Raw genomic sequence first — 24,180 nt, forward strand, 5'->3', positions numbered from 1 at the left:
AGGAGCGCTTATACTATGGACGTTATTGTTAGGCCTACGCCGACGCTGCAAGGAGAATTCGGAGCCCTGTCCTCCAAAAACTACACCACGCGCTACCTGCTGGTAGCCGCTCTATCTGAAGGAGTCAGCACGATCTACCATCCTGCCCACAGCGAGGACAGCGACGCGATCCGCAGATGTATCGCCGATCTCGGCGCAGTCCTGACCGAAGATGAGGAGAAAATCGTAGTGCAGGGGTTCGGACGCCATCCCCGTGACGTTAAGGAGTTGAATGTTGGGAATGCCGGCGCCGTGCTTCGTTTCCTGATGGCAGTGGCTGCGCTCAGCCCTGAGGTTACGTTCGTGAATACCTACCCGGATTCCCTTGGCAAGCGGCCGCATGATGACCTCATTCAAGCGCTCGGGCAGCTTGGCGTTGAAGTGGAGCATAATCAAGGAAGGCTGCCGATCACCATCCGCGGGGGCAAGCCGCAGGGGGGGCGGATTACCGTCTCTGGTGCCGTAAGCTCACAGTATCTCAGCGCGCTCTTATTCCTGACCCCGCTGCTTGAAGAAGACAGTGAGATTATCGTGCTGGATGATCTGAAATCCAAGGTGGTCATCGGCCAGACGCTGGAGGTTCTGGAGCAGGCCGGGATCATCATACATGCGGCGGATGATTATATGTCCTTCAAGGTACCTGGACGCCAGAACTATGCTGCCAAGACCTATACGGTACAAGGCGATTATCCGGGATCAGCCGCAGTACTTGCGGCCGCAGCGGTGACTAAGTCGGATGTGACTATTCACCGGCTGGCTGAACAGAGCAAGCAGGGGGAGCGGGCCATTGTCGATGTGCTGCGGATGATGGAGGTGCCGCTCACCCATGAGAACGGAACAGTGCATGTGCAGGGGAACGGCATTCTGAAGGCGGTGGAATTCGACGGCGATGCGGCAACCGATGCGGTGCTGGCTATGGTGGCCGCAGCTGTTTTTGCCGAAGGGACCTCGCGCTTCTATAATGTGGAGAATCTGCGCTACAAGGAATGCGACCGCATCACGGATTACCTGGCCGAGCTGACTCGTGCCGGTGCGAAGGTCGAAGAACGGCGTGACGAGATTATTGTTCATGGTACACCGGAGGGGGTTGAAGGCGGCGTGACGATCAATGCCCACTATGACCACCGTGTGATTATGGCACTTACTGTAGTGGGACTGCGTGCCCGCCAGCCGCTGCTGATTAAGGATGCGCATCATGTAGCGAAGTCTTATCCCCAGTATTTCGATCACTTGCGCTCATTAGGCGCTAATGTGGAATGGGTAGAGTGACGGAGACAGGCCAGTTAAGCATAGCTCCGCTTACCCGGGAGGATGTTACCTCAGTAACGGATCTTTACAGGCATTCGATTACGGATGCTTTTGAAGGTGAAGGACTGGGTCACTTGGACAGTGACATTCAGCAGGAGATCGAGTCCAAGATACGGATGGTTAACAATTCCCTGAATCCGCAGAACTCAGATACGTATTTCTGGGTGGCTCAGATGGACGGTAAGGTCGTCGGCACCATATCGTATGCCCCTTGCGGAGAGGATATCCGGGTCTGTACAGGAAATAAGCTTGATGCTGTAGGTGAGCTGGGCAGTCTATATGTTTTGCCGGATTATCAGGGACAAGGGATTGCTTCGGCCCTGATTGCGGAACTGATGATATTTCTCAGACAACAGGGGATTACTGAGTTCTGCCTGGACAGCGGCTACAGACGCGCGCAAACCAGGTGGCTGCAGAAGTTCGGAACGCCCTATGCGGTAGTTAGGGATTATTGGGGACCGGATTCTGTTCATATGGTGTGGCTGTGTCCGGTGAACGGAACAATATAGCGGGATCAAGCGGACGGTTCGGATTTGGAACTTTTTCTGATGCGCGGTATGATGTAGGTATAGCTGAATCTGGTATGTGCCCAGATGCGCAATTAACGGAAGGGGTAATACACATGAGCTTTGAGAATCCTAGCAGGGATCAAATTGGAGACATTCTGGCTGCTGCAGGCAATATTGCCGTAGTGGGCCTGTCCGACAAAACAGACCGCACCTCTTATATGGTAGCCGGAGCTATGCAGAGCCGGGGCTACCGGATTATTCCGGTGAATCCGTCGGTAGACGGGGAGATCCTGGGCGAGAAATGCTACCATACCCTCGCGGAAATTCCTGAGCCGGTGGATATTGTGAATGTATTCCGCCGCAGCGAATATTGTGCAGCTGTAGCGCAGGAGGCCGCTGATATCGGCGCGCGTGTTCTCTGGCTGCAGCAGGGTATTATTAGTCAGGAGGCTGCGGATATCGCCGCTGCCCATGACATGATCGCGATCATGGACCGCTGCATCAAGGTGGAGGAAGCCATTACGATGAAGGGCCGTAGCCGGGGGTAATTGCTTCGAGGACAGCCGGAGGCGGAGTTCCGATTCCGGGTGTGATGCACGTGCTCCGGGCTATCATGCGGACCCCGCTGTCTCAACTGGAGGAGTTCCGTATTCGCAGAATAATAAGTTTTATTGAGTGTGATTTGCTATACTTTACTTAGACGAAGAACGTCCTTTATCCCATTTTCAGATGGGTAGGACGTTCTTTTTTTATTTTGCGGGAGCGGGAGGAGATTTCTCTGGAATTTGAACAGGCACATGGCAACTTTCTGGAGATGCATACTAATGATAGGGGCGGTGAGCGGCGGGGAAGGCTGCTGCGCGGACATAACTATGCGGAGAAGCTGTTTGTGCAAAATGTATGGTGGCCGTTGTTCGAGTCACTGGAGCATTTGCACCCGGAGTATGAAGTGTATGACTGGAACCGGAAGTCACAATTTTTGGACTTTGCTTTTTTACCGCTGAATGGTGCGCGCTTCGGTATCGAATGTGACGGTTATCAGAGCCATATCAAGGACATGGACCGGGAGAAATTCAGCTATGCGCTTAACCGGGATACCTTCTTGACTGGAATGGGCTGGAGACTGCTGCATTTCTCCTTCGACGATATCCAGCAGCGTCCCGAAGTATGCCGGATGCTGCTGCAACTGGCGCTCGCGCCTTATCTGGCCCGGAACAGGGCAGGCGGGGAGCACCTGTTGTCAAAAGAGAAAGAAGTCCTGCGTCTGGCGTGGCAGCTTGGCAGGCCACTTCGGCCTAAGGATGTCACGGACATTTTTCAGATGAACTATAGAACTGCCCGCAAGCTGTTAAGCTCATTGAGCGCTAAAGGGATGTTACAACCTGTTACTGGTGGAAGAGGGATAAGATCCTATGAACTCCGGCCCATGCATCAGGATCAAACCTGGTGAGTATACTCTGCTGCCCGCTCCTTAATGGCTGGAAAGTATAATTGATCGTATTAAAGGAGTACTTGTGCGTTCTATGACACCTGTGGTCTATAGGGTTGTATGGGCAAGCGGGATATTACTGCGAATGTAAGGACATGATGATTGCACTTTGTGCAATAGATTCCGCTGGAGAACCACTTTTATAAGGTTCTGTTGCACTTTGTGCAGTAGAAATTTGTATTTAGGTTGATATTGGCCGGATTCTGAGAATTCTAATGTACGAAGTGCAATAGATCGTTAATTTGAGTAGGATTACAGGTGATCTGATGTACAAAATACAATTGCGGCGTATTGCAGCGTAGTTCTCAGGTTACTTGCCCCGACCTTTCGCAACGGAGAGTGGACCGCACGAATCACACGGATTCTTTTGACAAAAACTGCTGTAACGCTTACCATTCAATATAGAAAGAAAGGAGAGGGTCGCCTTGAATTGGCTCGGATCTTTGCAGCAGTTGGGCAGAGCCATTATGCTTCCTACCATGGTGCTTCCGGCGGCAGCTATCCTGCTGAGTCTGGGCAGCTTACCGTGGTCTGCATGGGGACTTTCTTCGGTATCCGAAGTGACGACGTACGCGGGGCAAGGAATATTCTATTTCATGCCTTATTTGTTTGCTGTCGGTGTGGCGTGGGGGTTGTCCAATCAGGCCGGACCGGCCGGACTGGCTGCACTCGCAGGGATGTTCACTTATGACCGGATTGTGTCCAACATGGGAGACGGGGCTGTACAGCCTGCAACATTAATTGGTATTATCCTTGGAATCGTAGCCGGTGTGGCGCATAACCGGTTTAAGAATATCAAGCTGCCGGAGGCGATCCAGTTTTTTGGAGGGTCGCGTTTTGTTTTGCTGTTCATGGGCTTATTCTCGGCGCTGTTCGCCTGGGTCATGCTCGGAGTATCCCCGCTCCTGCAAGAGCTGCTGAATCAGCTGTTCAGGGTAGTGCAGATGACCGGCGGCTATGGAGTGTTTGTCTACGGGGTGCTATACAGGGTGCTGACGGCCTTTGGCCTGCACCATATTCTGAATAATGTGTTTTGGTTCCAATTGGGCTCCTTTACGACGCCTGACGGCAGTGCAGTCGTACAGGGGGATTTGCCGCGCTTTTTTGCCGGAGATCCTACAGCGGGTGTGTTCATGGCCGGACTGTTCCCGATTATGATGTTCGCGCTGCCCGCCATTGCCTTTGCGATCATCCAGGAAGCGCGCGAAGACCTTAAGCCTAAGATTAAGAAGACTTTTTTGCGTGCAGCCCTGGTGTGCTTTCTGACTGGCGTATCGGAGCAGATTGAGTTTGCCTTCCTGTTCGCTTCGCCATATTTATTCGCACTGCATGTGGTTATGTCAGGTCTTGCTATGGTGCTGACGTACTCGCTCGGGATTCATCATGGCTTCTCCTATTCGGCAGGGACCATTGATTTCTTCCTTAACATGCATCTGTCCCAGCGGGCCTGGCTGCTGATTCCGATCGGGATCGGCTATGGCATTGTCTATTATAACGTGTTCCGCTGGGCGATCCGCCGGTTCCAGATTCCTACGCCGGGCCGTGAAGAAGGCTCTGAGCTTGGGGACTGGGCGGGGAATATTCCGTATCAGGCTCCGCTGATTCTGGAGGCACTGGGCGGCAAGGAAAATATCGTGCAGGTCCAGGCCTGCATCACCCGGCTGAGATTAACGGTGCATAATGACCGCTTCATAGATACAGGGGCGCTTAAGGGGCTGGGCTCCGCAGGCATTATCAAGCTGGGCGGGGGCAACGTGCAGGTTGTCTTCGGTACCTATTCAGAGCTGATCCGCGAGGAGATTGATAAGCTGATGCTGCGCGATCTGCCGCAGGTGCTGTTCAGCTCGCCGATCCAGGGACGGATGATGCCGATTGAAGAGGTGCCGGACCATATTTTTGCCGCGAAGCTGGTGGGAGATGGAGTGGCCTTTGTCCCGGACAAAGGAGAGCTGGTCTCGCCCGTATTCGGCAAGGTGATGCACGTATACCCTACGATGCACGCAGTGGGCATTGCTACGCCCGAAGGCCTGGAGGTGCTGATGCATATCGGGATCGATACTTCGCAGCTTAAAGGGCCGTTCGAGGCGCTTGTACAGGAAGGTGACAGTGTGGAGCCGGGGCAGCTGCTGGTCCGGTTTGATCTGGCCTACTTGAAGGAGCATGCCGCTTCGCTGGCGACACCGATGGTGATTACCAATCCTGACCGGGTCAAATCCTGGAGCTATGCTCCATTCAAAAACGTGAAAAAGGGGCAGTCTTCCGTCATGTCCGTGGTATTACATGAAAGCAATGTTGGAGGGATCGAAGCATGATACAAGGCATAGGCGCTGCAGCAGGTGTTGCCATCGGGAAGGCCTTTGTTTTGCCGAACTGGGAATGGAGTCTGCCGGACACTCAGGTGAACCCGGTGGATCTGGCCAAGGAGTTTGAACGTCTGTACGAAGGAATTCGTACCTCCAAGGACGAAATCGAGTTTATCAAAAAAGAATTCCGGGAGGTTGTCGGACCGGAGGAATCGAGTATTTTCGATGCTCATCTGGCGATCCTGGATGATCCGGTGTTCATGAGCGAAATCCGCGGCATTATCGAACGCCAATATAAAGCGGCCGAGGTGGCCGTGAAGGAAGCGATAGACCACTTTGTAGCGATGTTCGATCTGCTGGACGATGAATATATGAAGGAACGGGCCGTGGACATCAAGGATGTCGGCAACCGTCTGCTGAAGCATCTCCTGGGTGCGCCGGAGGTAACCCTGCCGTCTGACACCCAGCCCTATATCCTTGTGGCTAAGGAACTGTCCCCCTCACAGCTGGCCCATTTGAATCCGGCTTATGTGCTGGGCATCGTTACGATGATGGGCGGCAAAACCTCGCATTCCTCCATTATGGCCCGTGCGCTCGGCATTCCGCTGGTGGCAGGCCTGGAGAACAAGATCCTGACCCCGATCCAGACCGGGGACATGCTGGTGCTGGACGGAGAGACCGGAGCGGTGATGCTCCATCCCGATGAATCTACATTAAGAGACTTCACCTCCAGGCGCGCGAAGCAGCAGAGGAAGCGGGAGCAGCTTGAACTGCTTGCTACAGTCGAGGCAGTTACCAAGGACGGTGTATCGCTGCGGCTGGCCGGTAATATCAGTTCGGTGAAGGAGCTGAACATGGCGCTGAAATATGGGGCCGAGGGAGTGGGGCTGTTCCGCACGGAGTTCCTCTATATGGACCGCAGCTCCTTCCCGACAGAAGATGAGCAATTCGAGGTGTACAAGCTGGTCGCGGAAAAAGTCGGCAAGGAGACCGTTGTCATCCGTACGCTTGATATCGGGGGGGACAAGCACCTGGATTACTTCCAGCTGCCGGAGGAGCAGAATCCGTTCCTCGGCTACCGGGCAATCCGGATCAGTCTGGACCGCAAGGATATGTTCAAAACACAGATAGCGGCGATTCTGCGGGCCAGCCATTACGGTAATGTCCGAATGATGTTCCCGATGATCTCCTCTGTCGAAGAGGTACAGGCTGCCAAAGCGGTGCTGAACGAAGTCAAGAGTGAGCTGGACAGCCGGGGTGTACCGTATAACCGCGAGATGAAGGTAGGCATAATGATCGAGGTTCCGGCCGCAGTGATGATTGCCGACCTGCTGGCGGAGGAAGTGGATTTCTTCAGTATCGGCACGAACGATTTGGTACAATATGTACTGGCTGTGGACCGGATGAATGAGCAGATTGCCCATATGTATCATCCGTACCATCCGGGAGTGCTGCGCATGATCCGCATGACGGTGGATGCAGCGCACAGCGTGGGTATCGATGTCAGTGTATGCGGCGAGATGGCCGCAGACGAGCGCTCGTTACCGCTCTGGCTGGAGCTGGGGATTAGTGTGCTGAGCATGTCGCCGCAAGCTTTGCTGAAGGTGAAGCACCGCACGCTGAACACACTGGCTTCCGAAGCCAGAGAGATTGCGAAGCTTTGCTTCCGCAACCGCACCAGCTCGGAGACAGAGGAGCAGCTCAGTGCTTATGTTGGGCGCAGCGGATTCCCGCTCGGCGCTACTGGAGATTCCAAAGAGAAGACGTCATAGCCTTCTAGCGGCTTAGCGATATCAGCGGAACAATGACAAGTTGAACAAGAATATAGATATTAAGTCCGGGGTGAAGGTCAAGGGGGCCATACACACCGGGCTTTTTGCTTTGAAATTACGGGGGAACAGGTTAGCTGTCAAAAAAGTAAAACCGTTTGGGCTGCGAGACAGTCAGTATATACAGAAGTCAAAAAAAGAAAGGGGAGACTAAGCCTGGATGGAACATACGTGGGAAGGCGAGCAGGTACGCCACTTGAATGAACAGGAGCAACTGTTTATCGGCCGGGTACTGGAGCAAAAGAAAATACTCTACAGTATTGCGTACAGCTACTTGCGCAGTGAGGCAGAGTCACTTGAAATGGTTCAGGAAACTACATACCGGGCTTGGGTCAAGCGCAGGAGCCTGAAGGACGATGCCCGGTTCGCACCCTGGCTGACCCGGATTCTGATCAACTGCTGCAAGGACGAACTGAAGCGGAGGAAACGGCTGACTGCTCCCGTGCCGGAACAGGCAAGCGCTGGACTGCAGGAGATGACCAGTGACCGTAAGCTGGATATGGAGCAGGCCCTGGAAGCAGTGAAGCCCAAATACCGTCAGGTGCTTGTGCTGAAGTATTACCGGGATATGACGCTGACAGAAATTTCCGAGGTGCTGGGGAAGCCGGAAGGAACGGTCAAGACCTGGCTGAACAAGGGACTTAAGCAGTTACGTGACAAAATGAGAATCAAAGGGGGACTATAGTATGGTCAAGACCGAAGAAGAGCTGCTGAAGGAGTATTACCACAGTCTGTCGGCAGAAGCGGATGAGGTTGCAGAGATGAAACTGAACACGGCGGTGCGCAGCGGCATTACGCGTTCCCGCAGAACCTCTATGTCACTTAGGAGCCGCTATGCTCTGGCTACAGCGGCGGCAGTACTTGGGATTGTGCTGTTGTTCTCCTTTCCCCGGATAGGTGAGGTGTTGAAGACACAGGGGGCTGCTCCGGATCAGGCAGCAATACTTCCAAGCAATGGGCCGTTTGAAAAGTATATTCCATCAGTAAGACACTCCACAGTATCTTCGGCAATCGAGGCTGGCCTTGTACAGCGCATTACGGGTGTTACTGCAGAGCAGAACGGATTTGTCCTAACCGTAGATGGAATTGCTGCAGATCAGAAGGGGATTATCATTTTGTATTCATTGCAGAACAAGACAAATGAGAATGCCCAAGTTGAACTTATGCAGCTTACATCAGCAGCTTTAAACCCTTTGAATACTTCCAGGGGACCGGGTATTTCAATTTCCGCAAATCGTATAACCTACGGTTATGAAGTAAGGCAGTGGGAGAGTGGCACAGGCGCTCTTCCGGATCAAATTACGTTTGAGCTGGAGCTTGGTGAGTACAAACAGTTCGCCTCTGCTTCAGCAGACGGCCTTCAGGCTAAATTGTCTGCAACCCTTCCGCTGGACCGGGAGCAGATGGCCAAGGCTGGAGAAACCATACGTGTAGATAAAACACTGGAAATAGAGGGTCAGAAAATTGGAATTAATGAGATCTATCTGGCCGCATCCGGCATTTATCTGGACTATACCTGCGACCCGCTGAACTCCAAACAGATCTTCTCCATGTACAAACCGGGTTTCTTAGCGGGCGGCAGCGAAGATTACACGTATCTGGAATTACGCGCCGCCAGCTTTACAGACAATAAGGGCAGATTGATATTTGCGAACGACAGCAGCTTGACACAATCGCTCCAGCTGCAAATCAATGGAATTCTGGCGCTGGATAAGAAGGCAACCCAATTAATTATTGATACGGACAAGCAACAAATTATCAAGGCTCCGGATCAAAATTTGCAAATGTCCGTTCATAACACGGAGAGGGGCTCCACGATGGTACTGGAATATTATTCTCAGGCACAGACTAACAGTATCTACAATGACTTAATGCTGGGGCAAAAATTCACCGATGGAGCAGGTACAGTCCATTCAGCAGACAAGTTTGATATTGATATTCCGCGGCGTACTGAGCCGGAGAATGCGAAGTCAATCCCTCACATGTACTACAAGGGTCTGGGCAGCAATAAATATCCGCAGCCGCTGACGTTCACCATTGAGGCGTATCCTGCCCTGATCAAAGAGAAGCTGTCTCTCCCTATCCGCTAATCCTCCTTTAAAAGCGGCAACAAGCCCTGAACCCTGTCAGACGACAGGGCAGGGCTTTGTTTATATCAGATATCATGCTGCCTGTTATTCCCCGGCCAGTGCATCACAGAACGCTTTGCCGTAAGGCGGCAGGTCCGGCGGTCGGCGGGCGGAGATGATGTGGCCGTCCTGGACGACCGGCTCGTCCTTCCAGATGGCTCCGGCGTTCTCCATATCGTCACGGATGCCCGGTGTGGAGGTGACTGTTACGCCTTCAAGAATTTTGGCGGAGATTAAGACCCAGCCTGCATGGCAGATCTGGCCAATCGGCTTCTTCGCGGTGTTGAAATCCTGCACCAGCTTCAGCACTGCGCTGTACCGGCGGATTTTGTCGGGTGCCCAGCCTCCGGGAACGAGGATGCCGTCATAATCGGCAGCCTTCAGCTCGTCCCAGCTGTATTCAGCAGTGGCAGGTACGCCATATTTGCCGACATACGTCTTCCCCTTCTCAAGGCCTGCTAGATGAACCTCGGCCCCTTCCTCGCGCACGCGGTATACGGGATACCACAGCTCAAGGTCTTCAAATTCATCGTCCACCAGCGCAATGACTTTTTTACCTGACAGTCTCATTCTGTACAACTCCCTTCGGCTTAACTTCCTGATATCTATGTCATTCTATCAAAACAGACACTTGAAGTCACTTTTCGATATGGAAATTTCTAAGAATATTGCCAATTAAAACATGATATGCAAACTAGCAGGGATTCAGGGGGATGAAGTCGAATACTAGAGAGGGAAAAGGCAAAACTATGCGTTTTTAAAAGATCATTCTGAGGTGTGGGAGATGTATAAGGAACAATTAATGAAGAAGTCTTGTGGCTGCGGCGGGATCATGACCATACATATGCATACGCTGATTTATAGTGCGAAGATCAAAATTACTCATGTCCCTGTATATACCTGCGGGCAATGCGCCCGTTATGAGCCCCTGCCGGTTATTAAGCGTGACCTGGGTCTGCTGATCCGGGAGCTTGGAGAACGCCCTGCGGGCAAGCTGCATCTGTCCTTTGCGGACCGTAATGAGTGGGCCAGTGTGCTGAAGGATACCTTTGCATCGGGCTTGTTTGCCGGCGGCTTGCCGGAATTGGAGGAGGCTATCCGCAAGGCAATGCAGAGCCGGATTGATCTGCTGCTGGATGTATACCGCACGGCGGCGGATCTGTCCGACAAGAAGTGGATGGAAGAGATCGGCCTGCGGCTCTCCCAGTTGACGGCTCATTCGGCAGAAAGTGCCAAATAAAGAGCATTTTTTGACATTTTGAAAAAAAGTCTGCAAAAACAATGAAAAACTTTCAACGAATGTTGGATTTTTCACGCGCTTTTTGATACGATAGAGAAAGCATACAGAATTCTTGAAATTTTAAGGGCTTCCACTGGAAGCTATTGGAGGATCAGGAATTGGCGGAAGGCGTCAAAGCCGCGCCAGGACTGGCGTTTCAACCTTTGAAAGAAATTTTGAAAGGAAAATGAAGCGTTATCATTGCACAATTGTACAAAGTGTCGTATCATAATTTTAATTAGTCGAACGATAAAATTTATCGCAATGGAGAGAGTAATTTGACGGTAACCATTTACGATGTAGCTCGAGAAGCAGGCGTATCTATGGCTACGGTATCACGGGTTGTGAATAATAACCCCAACGTGAAGCCGCAGACCCGGAAGAAGGTTTTTGAAGCGATTGAGCGTTTGGGCTATCGTCCGAATGCGGTGGCGAGAGGTCTCGCCAGCAAGAAAACGACAACCGTAGGGGTTGTTATCCCTGATATCTCAAACTCGATTTTTGCGGAAATTGCACGCGGGATTGAAGATATTGCCAATATGTATCACTACAACATCATTCTCTGTAACGCAGACAAGCGCAAAGAGAAAGAGATTCGTGTCATTAACACACTGCTCGAGAAGCAGGTGGACGGGCTGCTGTTCATGGGCGGAACCGTTACGGAAGAGCATATTCAGGCGTTCCAGACCTCTGCTGTGCCTATCGTGCTCTGTGCGACCCGCGATGAGAAGGGAACATATCCTTCCGTGGATATCGACCATGAGACGGCTGCCTTTGATGCAGTGAATACGCTTATCCGCCACGGACACCGGGAGATCGCAATGATCAGCGGTACGCTGCAGGACCCTGCGAACGGATATGCCCGGTTCCACGGCTACAAGAAGGCGCTGGAAGCGGCAGGTATCGAGTATCAGGAAGATCTGGTACGCATCGGTAACTATCGTTACGAATCCGGTGTCGAAGCCATGAAGTACTTCCTGGGTCTGAAGAAGAAGCCGACAGCTATCTTTGCTGCTACCGATGAGATGGCGATTGGTGCCATTCACAGCATTCAGGATGAAGGCCTCAAGGTGCCGGATGACTTCTCAATTATCAGTGTAGACAACATCCGGATGGCTTCAATGGTTCGTCCACTCCTCACTACTGTAGCACAGCCGATGTATGATCTCGGTGCTGTAGCGATGAGATTGCTGACGAAGCTAATGAAGAAGGAGACGGTTGAGAATCCGCGTGTTATTTTGCCGCATGAGACCATTCTTCGTCTGTCTGTCAACCATGTCAACAAATAAGATCAGTACGTTTAGCAAGTGAATATAGGTTTCTTAAGAAGCTCCTTCGGGAGCTTTTTATGTTTGCGGGCAGAAAGTTCAAGGGGGATATGAAATGAGCGGAGTGCTGGGTCTGATTGGCGCAATGGATGAAGAAATCAAGCTGCTGCTGGAAGAGATGGAGAATCGGCAGACCACGGTGAAGGCCGGAATTACCTTTTATGCAGGGACAGTATTCGGGAAGGCAGCTGTAGTCAGCAAATCTGGGGTCGGGAAGGTGAATGCCGCAGTAACCACACAGATTCTGTTGGACAGCTTCGGAGTGGAAAAGGTGCTGTTCACTGGTGTGGCGGGGGCGCTGCACCCTGAGCTGAACATCGGGGATATTGTTATTTCGTCCTCCTGCATTCAGCATGACATGGATGTTACAGCGCTCGGTTATGCCAGAGGGGTGATCCCATATCAGGAGATCTCCGCCTTCCAGGCAGATCCGCTGCTGGTGAAGCTAGCAGAAGAGGCCTGTCAAGAGCTTAGACAGAAGTCTGTGACGGGCATTGTGCTGTCCGGGGATCAATTCATTGCCAGCAGGGCGTCAGTAGCTATGCTGCGTGAGCAGCTGGACGGGGCCTGTGCAGAGATGGAGGGTGCGGCGGTCGCCCAAGTCTGCCATATGAACGGGATACCTTTTGTAATCGTACGTTCAATGTCAGACAAAGCAGACGGCTCAGCACATGTGAATTACAGTGAGTTCACCGTAACGGCCTCACAGCATTCGCATGCCATTCTGGAGCATATGCTTAAGGCTATGTAACCTGCAGGCAGGCCGCCTGAATTAATACATAAACCGCTGTCTGAAGCGAACCCGGTCGAAGGTCTCACGGGAGGACAGCGGTACTTCCTGGCCCATGCGGACCATTAGGCAATTGGCCGGATGCGAGCAGATCTCCGGATCATCGGTGGCATACCACACCATATCTACCGTCTTCATCAGCTTCTCCATCATCTGGCGGTACTCCCATACACTAAGGCCGCTTCCCTTGAGGTCCCAGTGCCAATAATATTCGGTTGTGAATACGATGCAGTTCTCCAGCTGTCCCTCTTCAAAAGCGCTTGAAACCAGCAGCTTCGCAAGGCCGCACCCGCGATACTCGTCAGCCACTTCGATAGCTCCCAGCTCAACCAGATCCTCCATCCCGCCCTGAGACCATAACTCCAGTTCATCCGGATAATGAAAAGTGACATAGCCCACGATAACGTCTGAGACCACTGCTGCCAGGATGCGTCCTTCAGGTAAGCCAGATATCTCTATCAAGGCTTCAAGCTGCTCCTGCGGCTTACGGAAGGCGTCCAGATCGCGGTGCATGCTTAAGGTCTGAAGCGTTTCGGCTGATAAGGGGCCACCGATAGATATAAGCCGGCCTTGATGCTCTATGGTATGGGATACTGGGATTTTATGATGCTCCATTCTTGGGCTCCCTCCGGTTCACTATAATATGGAATGTAACCGCTTCCTGTGATATACTGATTCCGACACGGAATATTCACATTTAGAGTGTTGACGAAATTAAGAGAATTAGAGGGTACCCTTAAAGCTTAAAGCAAACCAGTAGGGGAGGCAAGAGTAATGGGGCAAGTTCAAGGCGAAATTTTGCCGGGCCGGGTGCAGCACTCGAATATGGAGGACTATTCCCGGGCAGTTGACGAATTCCGGTGGGAGGATGTCGAGCGCAGCTTCTCCTGGCATGGGACCGGCAAGGTGAATATGGCACATGAAGCTATAGACCGTCATGTCGAGGAGGGGCGAGGGGCTGCTACGGCGCTGATCTACAGCGATGCGGTGCGTGAGGAGCGGTACACCTTCGCCGACTTACGGGAACGGTCGAATAAGTTCGGTAATGTACTACGCAAATATGGAATCGGCAAAGGCGACCGGGTGTTCATCTTCATGCCGCGTACCCCGGAGCTGTATTTCAGCCTGCTTGGCATTCTGAAGACGGGAGCAGTGGCAGGTCCGCTGTTCGAGGCATTCATGGAGACGGCGGTCAAGGACCGTCTGGAGGATAGCGGAGCGGTAGCGCTGGTGACTACCCCGGAGCTGCTGCACCGGGTGAAGCGGGAGCAGCTCCCAGGACTGCGCCACATCTTTGTAGTCGGAGCCTCTGCTGCTGAGGATTCCGGGCTGCTGAGCTATGAAACGGAAATGGCTGAAGCCTCCGCTGAGCTGGAACCGGAATGGCTGAGCCTGGAGGATGGTCTGATCATGCATTATACCTCCGGCTCCACCGGGAAGCCCAAAGGCATCTACCATGTGCAGAGAGCCATGATCCAGCACTATTATACAGGCAAGGTAGTCCTGGACCTGCGACCGGACGATGTGTACTGGTGCACGGCCGATCCGGGTTGGGTGACCGGAACCTCTTATGGGATCTTTGCCCCCTGGCTGAATGGAGTAGCCAATGTGGTCCGGGGAGGCCGCTTCAGTCCACTGGACTGGTATAAGACGATCGAACGCTTCGGGGTGACGGTATGGTACAGTGCGCCTACGGCTTTCCGGATGCTGATGGGGGCTGGCAAGGAGACGCTGGAGGGGATCGATCTCAGCAGTCTGCGCCATGTGTTGTCTGTCGGCGAGCCGCTGAACCCGGAGGTCGTACGCTGGGGCGACAAAATCTATCAGCAGCGGATTCATGATACGTGGTGGATGACCGAGACGGGGGCGCAGCTCATCTGCAACTACCCGGGAATGGACATCAAGCCCGGCTCCATGGGCCGGCCGCTGCCGGGGATTGAAGCGGCTATCCTGGATGACCACGGCAACATGCTGCCGCCGTATTCCATGGGCAATCTGGCCATCCGCACCCCCTGGCCGTCCATGATGGGCCAGGTGTGGAATAACCAGGCTAAATACGATGAATACTTCCGAATTCCCGGATGGTATATCTCGGGGGATTCGGCGTACATGGATGAAGACGGCTATTTCTGGTTTCAGGGCCGGATTGATGATGTAATCAATTCCTCCGGGGAGCGGATTGGACCCTTCGAGGTCGAGAGCAAGCTGGTGGAGCACCCGGCTGTCGCGGAGGCTGGGGTAATCGGCAAGCCGGATGTCATGCGTGGTGAGATTATCAAGGCCTTCATCTCACTGCGTGACGGATATAGTCCGACCGCTGAGCTGAAGGAAGAGATCGCGGCATTTGTCAAAGCGGGCCTGTCTGCCCATGCTGCACCGCGTGAAATCGAGTTCAAGGATAAGCTGCCCAAGACCCGGTCCGGCAAAATTATGCGCCGTGTACTGAAGGCCTGGGAGCTGCATCTTCCGGCAGGCGATTTGTCTACCATCGAAGACTAGGCAGATCTGGAGTGCAATCCATTAAAAAAGCCCGTTCCCCTTATCCCGGGGAACGGGCTTTTGAAGCTTATACTGAAGTCTGCCTGGTGAGCTTAACGTCCTGTATTGCCTGCTGCGTTAGTAGAGGTAGTACCACCGGCATTCCCGCTGGTACTGCCTGAAGGCTTCCCAGTGGTATTCCTGCTACCATTGCCTGCGGGCTTCCCACCGGTATTACCTGTAGCATTCCCTCCGCTGTTTCCGCCGGCTGCATTGGTACCGCCTGACGGAGTAGAATCATCAACGGCAGGCGGCTGAATAATGATCATGCCAGGATCTTCCGTACTGTCCGGGATGATTCCGGCGTCCGGTGTCGGCTCTGCCTCCGGCGTCTGTTCCGGAGTTGGTGTAGGCTCCGGTGTAGGCTTAATTCCGCCACCCACACTGCCGGAAGCAGTCTCATGTCCGGCTACGTCCACGGCAGCCACATAGAAGGTAGCGTTGGCGCCAGCCGGAGTTCCCGGCTTGAAGACGGTGCTCTCTCCAGCAGAGAGGACGGCCTGCTTCTGGAAAGATCCGCCGTTCAGGGAACGGTAGAGGCGGTAACCGACAACATCCGGAGAACCGCTTGGAGTGAAGGTAACTACAGCCTTGCCAGTACTGTAGGAGACTATAACTTCTCCGGGAGCACTTGGCCCGTTGCCGTCATCCACGCGCGGATCGACCTCGGACGGGTAGTCTGTTTTGGCATCCTGCGGCATGTAGTACGATAGTGACTCATGTGACTTCATCGCCGGGAAGGCGGCAAGCAGCTCTTTGACCAGCTCCTGAATCGGCTTCTCGCGCTTGACTACGATCTTCTCCTTCAAGAAATCTTCAGGAGTTCCTTCCAGAGGGATGTAGTTCACCCCGTTATAAGTGATGTATCTGGCATTGGAAATGCCGTCGTCGCTCTCCTTAGGAACAAATTTCGCGTTGAACAGATCCGTTGTGAATCTGTCCGTCAGCTTGGAAGGCTTCTTGCCGCTGTATGCCGAGACGGTCGCCTTGACGATACCCTCCGGCTGGGCGAATTCTTTCGTGGTGAACAGCTCGGGACGTTTGTCAATCACTGTATTCATTACCTTGGCCCACAGAGTCTGCGCCTGACGCTTCTGCGTATCCCCCTGAAGGGTATTGACCTGCTCTTTGTAGCCCACCCAAATTCCAAGGGTGACATCCGGAGAATAGCCCATGAACCAGACATCTCCGTAGTTCTGGGTAGAGCCGGTTTTACCGACAATCGGCACTTCCTTGAAATGCTTGTAGTTCCTCTTCACTGTAGTTGCTGTTCCGTCCGTTATTACGGTACGCAGCATATCCGTCATCAGATAAGCGGTCTGCTTGGAGAAGACCTGCTCCGGATTCACTTTATGCTGATAGACGATTTTGCCTTGATAGTCAACGATCTTATCGATCATGTATGCATCATTGAAGGCACCCTGGTTGCCGATAGAGGAGTAGGCATTGGTCAGTTCCTCCACCGACACCCCGTATCGCAGACCTCCGATAACCCCGGTCTGTGCGTTGTAGTCGTTATCCTGAATGGTGGTAATCCCCAGCTTCTTGGAGAAGGTCCAGGCCTTCTCGATGCCTACCTTATCATTGAAGAGCTTCAAGGCGGGCAGGTTCAGGGACTTGTTCAGGGCATAACGTGCAGTAACCAGACCCTGATAGCGGTTGTTGGCATTCTTCGGAATATGGTAGCCCTTGCCCCCGTCCTTCATGACAATCGGCGCATCATCGAGAATGCCGGCAGGCTGAATGAGCCCTGCATCCAGTGCAGGCAGGTACGCTGCTATCGGCTTCATGGTAGAGCCGGGCTGGCGGATCATTTGGGTAGCGTAGTTCATTTGCTCGATGTTGAAGTCGCGTCCTTCGATCATGCCGAGGATCGCTCCGGTCTTATTGTTAATCATAATGCCGGCCGTCTGTTCCTTGCCTCTGGCCTTACTGTCCTTCGTGAAGTTACTGCTGTCTTCGGAGATGGTGTGCATGGCACTGTACACTTTCTTATCAATGGTAGTGTACACCCGGTAGCCGCCGGTCATTAGCTGCTGGCGGGCTTCCTCCAGAAGCTGAGCAGAATTGGATGTGCTGGCAGTATTGCTGGCGGCGTTCTCTTCCTTCAGCTTGAGCAGGATTTCAGACGCCTTGCGTTCAGTCTCCATCATAAGATAAGGGAAGGTGGCATAAGCCTTCTTCGTATGTGGAGCAAGGGAGCCCTTGATGTCGAAGAGCAGGGCTTCGTCGTACTGGGAGGTGGTAATCTTGTTCTCCTCCAGCATCCGCCGCAGCACGAGCCGCTGACGGTCCATCGCCCGTCCGAAGGCCGTCTCGTTGAATTCGCCCACACCATTGAACGCGGAGTACTTAGAAGGGAGCTGAGGCAGGCCCGCGAGGTATGCCGCTTGGGCCACGTTCAGCTTCTCCAGATCATTAATGCCGAAGATGCCCTTGGCGGCAGCCTTGATGCCGAATACATTATAGCCGTTGGAACCGTTCCCGAAAGGAACCTTGTTTAAATAAGCCGTTAATATCTCCTGCTTGGACAAGAAACGCTCCAGCCGCAGTGACAGCAGGATTTCCTTCACCTTACGGTCTTCCGTACGATCCAGGTTCAGGAACACGCGCCGTGCAAGCTGCTGGGTAAGAGTGCTTCCCCCGGTCTGAGTGGATTCATTCAGCACCTTTTGCTTGACGGCCCGCAGGGTGCCACTGAAATCCACCCCTTTATGATTGTAGAAATTATTGTCCTCTATAGCGAGAACGGCATCAATCACTAGCTGTGGAATATCGTTGAATTCAATAAGTCTGCGGTCTTCTTCCGTGCGGAGCTGGCCGATCGGCTGTCCGTCACTGAAATAGGCAAAGCCAGTAATGGCGTTCAGCCCAACCTGCTGCTGGATTAGTTCTTCGGGCCGGACCGGGTCGTCCTTCACTATGGAAGTGACGTAGCCTGCTACGGCGCCGCCGGCAAACAGGCAGCCGAGTATACCGAGTATGAACATCCACTTCACAACTGAACCGAACCTGCGGAGCCAGGATCTGCGCGGTGGACGCTGTTTTGCGGTCTTCTTTTTCTTCTCCTCAACCATCGACGATAATCCTCCTTTTAACGGAACTATTATAGCACAATTTGGCGATTTTGAATGCGCTTCTGCCGGAGAGGATTTATAAAATAACCCCACAAAGTGGGGACTTCAGCTTCGATGATGACTCAGATACATTGCGGGGGCCCCAAAACATATAAAATCTTACCATAAAAAAAGCTCCCGGATAGAAATCCGGGAGCTTTGATCAGATTCCGCTGTAAGCGAATCTTAACGGTTGTAGAATTCGACGATTTGCTTCTCATCGATATCCTGGGACAGCTCGGCACGTTCTGGTAAACGAAGGAATTTACCTTCGAATGATCCGTCAGCATATTCCAGGTAGCCTGGAAGGTGGGAGCGGTTGTCGAGAGCTTCTTTGATAGAAGTCATAGTGCGGCTTCTTTCGCGGAGTCCGATAACGTCGCCAATGCTTACACGGTAAGAAGCGATGTCGACTTTTTTACCGTTAACGGTTACGTGGCCGTGGGATACCAGCTGGCGTGAACCTGCACGGGAGTTAGCGAATCCAAGACGGTAAACCAGGTTGTCCAGGCGGCTTTCGAGCAGGAACATGAAGTTTTCGCCCGCAATACCCTGAAGCTTTTGTGCCTTAGTGAAAAGAGTTTTAAACTGCTTTTCGCCTAGGCCGTACATGTGACGCAGCTTTTGCTTTTCCATAAGCTGCATGCCGTAGTTACTAATTTTTCTGCGTTGGTTAGCGCCGTGCTGTCCTGGTGGGAAAGGGCGTTTCAGGTCTTTGCCTGTACCGCTAAGGGAAATGCCCAGACGGCGGCTGAGTTTGAATTTAGGTCCGGTGTAACGTGCCATATTATAGTAGACTCCTTTTAATTAAAAAAATGTAGTGTAGGGCCTATTTGCGCCGCAATTCGTATCCGTGAAAGCGTTAAATGGTTCCACACTGCCGAGGGAAGTTCAGCCGCTGCCCTGACAGTAACGAAATGCGTAGAGGGTGACACAACGTTACGCCCAATAAGACTTGTTACAGTCTTGTTCATCAATAAATATTATATGAAAATGACAGTCAAAGTCAAGCGCAACTTAAAAGAGTTTTTGTCTATCTTTGTCGTTAGTTCTTTGGTCCTAAAAAAAATCCCGGTTTTGCGGAAAATATAATGCAATACCTAAAGAAAGGGAGTAAAATATAACTAATTGGATGTTATCGGAAAACTGTAATTTCAAATATCCTTACTATACTTATGCTGGATTGGTAATGTCTCTACTATAGAATTAGGGGGCGTGTTCCGGTCTGGCCTGATTGAAGATGCAAAGGAGGTCCTCTTTATGTCAGAGCAGGGGGCATACGGCCATAAGGATCGGGACAGCCGTATGCTGTTACAGGACAAGAGGCAATCAGGCGGAGAACATGAAGATCCCGCCGCCTGGCTGAGGGAGACGGATATCGTATCTCACGATTTCCCCTACGCCGCCAGCTTAATTGCCGAGAGCTTCAGGGAATGGCTGGGACAGGGAGTCCCCTCCTTCGCGAAGACCTGGAACTGGTGTGTACTGAATTATGAAGGTGATTGGATTGAGCCTGGCTCTGAATTCCGGCAGGGGCGCTGGAGAGCAGAGTGGGCAGAAGCGGCGGGAATCTGCCTGCAGACAGGTGGCATACATGCCGCCGAGGTTCTGGAGGAAGGACAAGCCTATACACTGCTGGCTTTGCCGGTATTTACGCGCGGGCACCGGGAGATATTTGCTGTGCTTGGCTGCAGGATGCCGGCGGATCAGTACGAAATGGGCGGAAGGCATACGGCCGAAGCGATGTCGATGCATTTCCAGACCTGTTTTTATCACCGGTTTGAACATGTGTTTGTCTCGGATCTTGCGGGTATTCATCTGCATACCGAGCGTGAGGGCAGCCGCCGTTCGCTGCTTTTTCAGATTGTTCAGCGCATGCATGACAACATCGATGTAGATGCCGTGCTGACTGAGGTTATTGACAGTATCGCGGCGATGTACCCCGGGGCGCGCCTTGATCTCTTCATGTCCCAGGATCACCGCAGCACGCATCCTCAGGTCAAGCCGCTTCCGCTGAAATGGGCGAGCAATGATGTCTGTGCCCGGGCCTTCAAGGATGGGCGGGTTATGCTTCATACCGGGCGTGAAGAGAATGGGATCATAGAGGTAGGGCTTCCGCTCGGCGGCAAGCAGGGGGTATACGGTGTGTTTCATATGATAATGGACAAGGCCTCCTTCCATGAGCTGGATCTCAGCTTCCTGACAATGGTCGCGGATACCGCCGGTACGGCCTTTGAGAACGCGAAGCTGTATGAACGCTCCAACCAGCTGATCAGGGAGCTGCGGATGAGCAATGAACTTACCCAGCGGCTGAATCAGAGCCTTAGGCTTGGTGATATTTTTCAGTTTGCCTTTGAAGAGCTGCTGGCCATGTTCGAGGCGGATTATTGCTGTATCCTCCATAAGAATGAAGAACGCGGCGGCCTTGAGGTTATAGCCTGCAACCATCTGCCGCTGCTGGGTGAAATGGTGGAGTCCGGTCATGGACTCGGCAGTCAGGTCTATGTTACCGGAGAGCCGCTTCTGCTCTCCGATTACAAGTATGCTGCGGGGCAGACTTCAGCGTTGATGGATGCTACCGGCTCACAGTCGCTGATCGCTACTCCGCTTAATGTGGGCGGGGAGGTGCGGGGGGCCATTATGCTGGCGCATAAGCAGGCCCACTTCTTCTCTTATGACAGCTACAGGCTGCTGCAGGCGATGGCTGGTCATATCGGGCTGGCTGTCGGAAATGCGAGACTGCATGCCGAGGTGCGCCGCCTGGCGAACCGTGATACGCTGACCGGTCTCTTCGCCCGCCACTATCTGGATGAAGAGATTAAGCAGCGGCAGTCCAGTGATTTTTGCGGAACCCTGATTGTGGTGGACATTGACCAGTTCAAGATGGTGAACGACACCTATGGACATCAGAAGGGGGACAAAATCCTGAAGCAGGTCAGCGACATCGTGAAGACCTCGATCCGTCAGGGAGATGTCGCCGCCAGATGGGGCGGGGAAGAGCTTGCGGTCTATCTGCCGCAGCTTGGAGTGCAGCAGGCCAAATTTGTAGGGGAGCGTATCCGCAAGCGTGTGATGGGAGAGACGGAGCCGCGAGTGACCGTCTCCTGCGGGATCGCCGAGTGGAGCTGGACCGATGACCGGGTCAGCGTTGAGTCTCTCTTTTACCGGGCGGACATGGCGCTCTACGAAGCCAAGAACAACGGGCGCAACCAGGTAGTAATCGATAACAAAACCGTAGAGAACAATTCGAAGAATCCTTGGGCCTAGGTCTTAAGGATTCTTTTTTGTGCAAATAATAAGGCCGCAAGTCGTTTCCGCTTGTCCCGGCGTATAAGCCCTGCATTCAGGGAGAACCTAGGTAGAATGCAGGTACACCCTAGTTTTTGCGGAAAGGGCTTGATGGCCATGATGAAATTGCTGTGCGCCCGCACGGGAATCCTTGTACTGCTGATGCTCGGCAGCCTTCCGTTCAGCGGGTGCGTGATGATGAAGGACAAACCGGCTGCGGAGGACTTGAATCTGGTTATGGCGGGGATGGATGGCAGTGACGGGGTGTCCTTTGAAGGGGCGGCTGCTCTGCTGATCGACGGGAAGACGGTCCCAGAGTCCTCGCTCTACTATGGAGGGAAGGTCGCGGATCATAACCAGATTAGCCTGTATTCGCTCCTGCCGGACGGGGGGCATCCCGCTTCTGCGGCGGAATCGGGTCCGCATCCTCTGAAGCAAAGCTCGGGAGATGCGCCCGTCTATTATACCCGGATGGTGAAGGAGGACGGGAAATGGACGATGAAGCAGGCCTCTCCGGCCTTGGATGGCAGCAATCCGCTGGAGGCGTTGAACCCGCTGCGTCAGCTGGAAGAACTGGAGAAGCTGGACAAGAAGGTGACGGAGGAAGCAGGCAGCGCCAGAGGAACCCGGGTCCTGCGGATTGAATTAACGGCACAGGAGGCGCGCAAACAGCTCTCGGCAGAGCTGGAACAGAAGATGCTGGTGATCAAGCCGGCTGCACGAAGAGGCGCTGCGGCTGCTGACACTCACGCTAAGGCACTTGAGGCAAAGAGTGCACTGTGGGAACAGAAGCAGGCGGAGCTGCAGCAGAGGCTGAACCAGGCGGATATCCGCACGGTGTATTATCTTAAGGTGGACCCGAAGCGGAATCTGCCTACCCGGCTGACCCGGAACCGCACCCTAACTTATCCCGGCAAGGCCGGAACGACTACGGAAGAAGCCTATATTACACAGGTGGATTTTTACGGTTATAAGTGAGTCCTTCCCTTCCCGCACATGGCTTGCGCTCTATGACAGGCGTGCTACAATATAACGGTATGTTTATTTTCAGCAAGAGGAAGGAAGAGAGAGACCAATGAATGATCCACGGATTCAAAAGCTTGCGGCGAACCTTGTAGGTTACTCCGTAAACGTACAGCCCGGCGAGAACGTGCTCGTCGAAATGATCGGCAGTGAACGAGATTTGATCAAAGCCGTTGTGGAGGAAGTAGGGAAGGCCGGAGGCCGTGCATTTGTGCAGCTGACCGACCGCACCGTTCTGCGCAGTATGCTCAAATATGCAACACCTGAAGGAATTAAGACCTGGGCGGAGATCGATTTGAACCGGATGAAACAGATGGACTGCTATATCGGCATCCGTGCCGGTGAGAATGTAAATGATTTGTCCGATGTGCCGGAAGAGAACATGAAGCTCTACAACTCCCTGTATTCCCACCCGGTACATAGCGAACAGCGCGTTAAGCACACCAAATGGGTGGTGCTGCGCTATCCTAACGCCAGTATGGCCCAGCTTGCCAACACGAGCACTGAGGCTTTCGAGGACTTTTACTTTGAAGTCTGCAATTTGGATTATGCCAAAATGGACAAGGCCCAGGATTCGCTGGCTGAGCTTATGCGCAGAACCGACAAGGTGCGTATCGCAGGTCCCGGAACAGACCTTACGTTCTCTATCAAGGGAATCGGAGCGGAGAAATGCTCCGGCCAGAAAAATATTCCGGACGGAGAAGTGTACAGCGCGCCTGTCCGCGATTCCGTGAATGGAACGATCAGTTATAATGCCGCATCGATCTATAACGGGGTAACCTTCGAGAATGTGAAGTTCACGTTCGAGAACGGCCGGATCGTAGAGGCTTCCAGCAATGATACCGCGCGGCTGAATGAAATTCTGGATTCCGACGACGGCGCACGCCATATCGGCGAGTTCGCCATCGGCTTCAATCCGTACATTCTGCATCCAATGAAGGATATTCTGTTCGATGAGAAAATTGCCGGCAGTCTGCACTTCACACCCGGCCAGGCTTATGATGTAACGGACAACGGCAACCGTTCGTCTATTCACTGGGACCTCGTTCTCATTCAGCGTCCCGATTACGGCGGCGGCGAAATTTACTTCGACGATGTGCTGATCCGCAAGGATGGAATTTTTGTGGTGCCGGAGCTGGAAGGTCTGAATCCGGAGAACTTGAAATAAAATGGTATCAAAGCGGTGATTTCAAAACACACAAAGGCTTGTTT

General features: G+C 53.0%; 19 protein-coding genes. 15 read left to right on the top strand and 4 right to left on the bottom strand.

Annotated features, from left to right (window positions below; genetic code table 11):
* The first annotated feature begins 15 nt into the window (after positions 1-15).
* The 8 genes from aroA to NST43_RS11585 all read left to right on the top strand — a co-directional run bounded on the left by aroA (position 16) and on the right by NST43_RS11585 (position 9,567).
* On the top strand, positions 16-1,308 hold the full coding sequence (aroA, locus tag NST43_RS11550; RefSeq protein ID WP_339224542.1) for a 3-phosphoshikimate 1-carboxyvinyltransferase: 1,293 nt from the start codon (positions 16-18) through the stop codon (positions 1,306-1,308).
* Positions 1,296-1,856, top strand: coding sequence for a GNAT family N-acetyltransferase (locus tag NST43_RS11555; protein WP_339224543.1), 561 nt, complete (start codon positions 1,296-1,298; stop codon positions 1,854-1,856). Before aroA ends, NST43_RS11555 begins: the two co-directional genes overlap by 13 nt.
* Before the next feature lie 113 nt (positions 1,857-1,969).
* Positions 1,970-2,404 carry a CoA-binding protein gene (locus NST43_RS11560; RefSeq protein ID WP_173126154.1) on the top strand — a complete coding sequence of 145 codons (435 nt, stop codon included), beginning with the start codon at positions 1,970-1,972 and terminating at the stop codon, positions 2,402-2,404.
* A gap of 266 nt (positions 2,405-2,670) precedes the next feature.
* The gene (locus tag NST43_RS11565) at positions 2,671-3,306 is read left to right on the top strand and encodes a hypothetical protein (protein ID WP_339224546.1); all 636 of its coding nucleotides are present in this window, start codon (positions 2,671-2,673) and stop codon (positions 3,304-3,306) included.
* Between the two features lie 464 nt (positions 3,307-3,770).
* Positions 3,771-5,657: a glucose PTS transporter subunit IIA gene (locus NST43_RS11570; RefSeq protein ID WP_339224548.1), complete on the top strand. Its 1,887-nt coding sequence runs from the start codon at positions 3,771-3,773 to the stop codon at positions 5,655-5,657.
* The gene (gene ptsP / locus NST43_RS11575; protein ID WP_209985362.1) at positions 5,654-7,420 is read left to right on the top strand and encodes a phosphoenolpyruvate--protein phosphotransferase; all 1,767 of its coding nucleotides are present in this window, start codon (positions 5,654-5,656) and stop codon (positions 7,418-7,420) included. Before NST43_RS11570 ends, ptsP begins: the two co-directional genes overlap by 4 nt.
* Before the next feature lie 217 nt (positions 7,421-7,637).
* Entirely contained in the window at positions 7,638-8,162 is a 525-nt protein-coding gene (locus NST43_RS11580; RefSeq protein ID WP_339224549.1) for a sigma-70 family RNA polymerase sigma factor, read from the top strand.
* A 1-nt stretch (position 8,163) separates the two neighbouring features.
* Positions 8,164-9,567 carry a DUF4179 domain-containing protein gene (locus NST43_RS11585; RefSeq protein WP_339224551.1) on the top strand — a complete coding sequence of 468 codons (1,404 nt, stop codon included), beginning with the start codon at positions 8,164-8,166 and terminating at the stop codon, positions 9,565-9,567.
* 84 nt (positions 9,568-9,651) lie between these two features.
* Here the strand turns inward: NST43_RS11585 and NST43_RS11590 are convergent, their stop codons facing one another.
* The gene (locus NST43_RS11590; RefSeq protein WP_339224553.1) at positions 9,652-10,176 is read right to left on the bottom strand and encodes a type 1 glutamine amidotransferase domain-containing protein; all 525 of its coding nucleotides are present in this window, start codon (positions 10,174-10,176) and stop codon (positions 9,652-9,654) included.
* A 232-nt stretch (positions 10,177-10,408) separates the two neighbouring features.
* Between NST43_RS11590 and NST43_RS11595 the strand changes: the two genes are divergently transcribed.
* The 3 genes from NST43_RS11595 to NST43_RS11605 all read left to right on the top strand — a co-directional run bounded on the left by NST43_RS11595 (position 10,409) and on the right by NST43_RS11605 (position 12,964).
* The gene (locus NST43_RS11595) at positions 10,409-10,846 is read left to right on the top strand and encodes a hypothetical protein (RefSeq protein WP_209985373.1); all 438 of its coding nucleotides are present in this window, start codon (positions 10,409-10,411) and stop codon (positions 10,844-10,846) included.
* Between the two features lie 317 nt (positions 10,847-11,163).
* The gene (gene ccpA / locus NST43_RS11600; protein WP_036695017.1) at positions 11,164-12,174 is read left to right on the top strand and encodes a catabolite control protein A; all 1,011 of its coding nucleotides are present in this window, start codon (positions 11,164-11,166) and stop codon (positions 12,172-12,174) included.
* Between the two features lie 94 nt (positions 12,175-12,268).
* Positions 12,269-12,964 (top strand): 5'-methylthioadenosine/adenosylhomocysteine nucleosidase, encoded by a 696-nt coding sequence (locus NST43_RS11605; RefSeq protein WP_339224556.1) that lies wholly within the window; start codon positions 12,269-12,271, stop codon positions 12,962-12,964.
* Between the two features lie 21 nt (positions 12,965-12,985).
* Here the strand turns inward: NST43_RS11605 and NST43_RS11610 are convergent, their stop codons facing one another.
* Positions 12,986-13,618 carry a GNAT family N-acetyltransferase gene (locus NST43_RS11610; protein ID WP_339224559.1) on the bottom strand — a complete coding sequence of 211 codons (633 nt, stop codon included), beginning with the start codon at positions 13,616-13,618 and terminating at the stop codon, positions 12,986-12,988.
* A gap of 159 nt (positions 13,619-13,777) precedes the next feature.
* Here NST43_RS11610 and acsA point away from each other — a divergent pair, with 159 nt between their 5' ends.
* Complete coding sequence (acsA, locus tag NST43_RS11615; protein ID WP_339224561.1) at positions 13,778-15,502, top strand: acetate--CoA ligase; 1,725 nt, start codon at positions 13,778-13,780, stop codon at positions 15,500-15,502.
* A gap of 92 nt (positions 15,503-15,594) precedes the next feature.
* On the opposite strand, the gene NST43_RS11620 is transcribed toward acsA, so the two are convergent.
* Together NST43_RS11620 and rpsD are read right to left on the bottom strand one after the other, a co-directional pair.
* Positions 15,595-18,618 carry a transglycosylase domain-containing protein gene (locus NST43_RS11620; RefSeq protein WP_339224562.1) on the bottom strand — a complete coding sequence of 1,008 codons (3,024 nt, stop codon included), beginning with the start codon at positions 18,616-18,618 and terminating at the stop codon, positions 15,595-15,597.
* 225 nt (positions 18,619-18,843) lie between these two features.
* Positions 18,844-19,443, bottom strand: a complete 600-nt coding sequence (rpsD, locus tag NST43_RS11625; protein WP_209985390.1) for a 30S ribosomal protein S4 — start codon at positions 19,441-19,443, stop codon at positions 18,844-18,846.
* 474 nt (positions 19,444-19,917) lie between these two features.
* Between rpsD and NST43_RS11630 the strand changes: the two genes are divergently transcribed.
* The 3 genes from NST43_RS11630 (at position 19,918) to NST43_RS11640 (ending at position 24,136) form a co-directional block, all read left to right on the top strand.
* Complete coding sequence (locus NST43_RS11630; RefSeq protein ID WP_339224564.1) at positions 19,918-21,924, top strand: sensor domain-containing diguanylate cyclase; 2,007 nt, start codon at positions 19,918-19,920, stop codon at positions 21,922-21,924.
* Positions 21,925-22,056: 132 nt separating this feature from the next.
* A complete protein-coding gene (locus NST43_RS11635; RefSeq protein ID WP_339224566.1) occupies positions 22,057-22,923 on the top strand; it encodes a hypothetical protein in 867 nt (288 codons plus the stop codon).
* 97 nt (positions 22,924-23,020) lie between these two features.
* The gene (locus tag NST43_RS11640) at positions 23,021-24,136 is read left to right on the top strand and encodes an aminopeptidase (RefSeq protein ID WP_209985397.1); all 1,116 of its coding nucleotides are present in this window, start codon (positions 23,021-23,023) and stop codon (positions 24,134-24,136) included.
* Positions 24,137-24,180: the final 44 nt, after the last annotated feature.

The organism is Paenibacillus sp. FSL H8-0332, assembly GCF_037963835.1.
Lineage (GTDB): Bacteria > Bacillota > Bacilli > Paenibacillales > Paenibacillaceae > Paenibacillus_AQ > Paenibacillus_AQ rhizoplanae.

Excerpts from the sequence above, each read along its gene's own strand:
- aroA (WP_339224542.1), top strand. The coding sequence starts at position 16 with ATGGACGTTATTGTTAGGCCTACGCCGACGCTGCAAGGAGAATTCGGA.
- NST43_RS11555 (WP_339224543.1), top strand. The coding sequence starts at position 1,296 with ATGGGTAGAGTGACGGAGACAGGCCAGTTAAGCATAGCTCCGCTTACC.
- NST43_RS11560 (WP_173126154.1), top strand. The coding sequence starts at position 1,970 with ATGAGCTTTGAGAATCCTAGCAGGGATCAAATTGGAGACATTCTGGCT.
- NST43_RS11565 (WP_339224546.1), top strand. The coding sequence starts at position 2,671 with ATGCATACTAATGATAGGGGCGGTGAGCGGCGGGGAAGGCTGCTGCGC.
- ptsP (WP_209985362.1), top strand. The coding sequence starts at position 5,654 with ATGATACAAGGCATAGGCGCTGCAGCAGGTGTTGCCATCGGGAAGGCC.
- NST43_RS11580 (WP_339224549.1), top strand. The coding sequence starts at position 7,638 with ATGGAACATACGTGGGAAGGCGAGCAGGTACGCCACTTGAATGAACAG.
- NST43_RS11585 (WP_339224551.1), top strand. The coding sequence starts at position 8,164 with ATGGTCAAGACCGAAGAAGAGCTGCTGAAGGAGTATTACCACAGTCTG.
- NST43_RS11590 (WP_339224553.1), bottom strand. The coding sequence starts at position 10,176 with ATGAGACTGTCAGGTAAAAAAGTCATTGCGCTGGTGGACGATGAATTT.
- NST43_RS11595 (WP_209985373.1), top strand. The coding sequence starts at position 10,409 with ATGAAGAAGTCTTGTGGCTGCGGCGGGATCATGACCATACATATGCAT.
- NST43_RS11605 (WP_339224556.1), top strand. The coding sequence starts at position 12,269 with ATGAGCGGAGTGCTGGGTCTGATTGGCGCAATGGATGAAGAAATCAAG.
- NST43_RS11610 (WP_339224559.1), bottom strand. The coding sequence starts at position 13,618 with ATGGAGCATCATAAAATCCCAGTATCCCATACCATAGAGCATCAAGGC.
- acsA (WP_339224561.1), top strand. The coding sequence starts at position 13,778 with ATGGGGCAAGTTCAAGGCGAAATTTTGCCGGGCCGGGTGCAGCACTCG.
- NST43_RS11620 (WP_339224562.1), bottom strand. The coding sequence starts at position 18,618 with ATGGTTGAGGAGAAGAAAAAGAAGACCGCAAAACAGCGTCCACCGCGC.
- rpsD (WP_209985390.1), bottom strand. The coding sequence starts at position 19,443 with ATGGCACGTTACACCGGACCTAAATTCAAACTCAGCCGCCGTCTGGGC.
- NST43_RS11630 (WP_339224564.1), top strand. The coding sequence starts at position 19,918 with ATGTCAGAGCAGGGGGCATACGGCCATAAGGATCGGGACAGCCGTATG.
- NST43_RS11635 (WP_339224566.1), top strand. The coding sequence starts at position 22,057 with ATGGCCATGATGAAATTGCTGTGCGCCCGCACGGGAATCCTTGTACTG.
- NST43_RS11640 (WP_209985397.1), top strand. The coding sequence starts at position 23,021 with ATGAATGATCCACGGATTCAAAAGCTTGCGGCGAACCTTGTAGGTTAC.